This window comes from Dietzia sp. HMSC21D01 (assembly GCF_001815995.1).
Taxonomy (GTDB): Bacteria; Actinomycetota; Actinomycetes; order Mycobacteriales; family Mycobacteriaceae; genus Dietzia; species Dietzia cinnamea.
Genome location: NZ_KV823831.1, coordinates 1 through 574, shown reverse-complemented (window position 1 = coordinate 574; position 574 = coordinate 1). Strand labels below are relative to the sequence as shown.

Annotated in this window: 1 protein-coding gene and 1 pseudogene; both read left to right on the top strand. The window is 77.4% G+C overall.

What is annotated here, in order from left to right; translation table 11 throughout:
• A partial coding sequence (locus tag HMPREF3086_RS05035) for an ABC transporter permease subunit (protein ID WP_141764004.1) occupies positions 1-386 on the top strand: 386 nt, incomplete at its 5' end.
• A pseudogene (locus tag HMPREF3086_RS05030) lies at positions 379-574 on the top strand (ABC transporter permease); the annotation flags it as partial. The gene HMPREF3086_RS05035 and the pseudogene HMPREF3086_RS05030, both read left to right, overlap by 8 nt.

The window sequence follows — 574 nt, the reverse complement described above, 5'->3', positions numbered from 1 at the left end:
TGGCGGCGGGGCAGGTGCCGTGGCTGCTGCTCGCGTTTCGGCGCGCGGTCACCGAGGCCGCCGATTCCCCACCGGTCGCCGAGGCGCGCGCCCGCGGCCTCGCCGAGTGGACCGTCCTGACCGGGCACGTCGCACCGGTGGCGTGGGCGCCGCTCATCGCGTTGGTCGGCGCGCGCGTGCCCGAGGTGATGGTGGGCTCGCTCGTCGTGGAAACGGTGTTCGCGTGGCCCGGGCTGGCCGCCGCGACCGTCGACGCCGCGCTCGGGGCGGACTTCGCGCTGCTCGCCGCGGTGACCGTCGCCGCGTCGCTGACCGTGCTCGCCGGCACGTGGCTCGCCGACTGCCTGCTGCTGCTCGCCGACCCGAGGGTGCGGATCGATGCGTGAGGGCCCGGCCGCGCGGCGGGCCGCGGGGGCGGCGATGCTCGCGGCGATCGTCGTGTTCGCGCTGCTCTGGCCGGTGCTCGCGCCCGACGCGATGACCACCTCCGACTACCTCGCCGCCGACCTGCCGCCGTCGACCGCGCACCCGATGGGGACCGACGCCCTCGGCCGCGACCTGTCCGTGCTGGTCG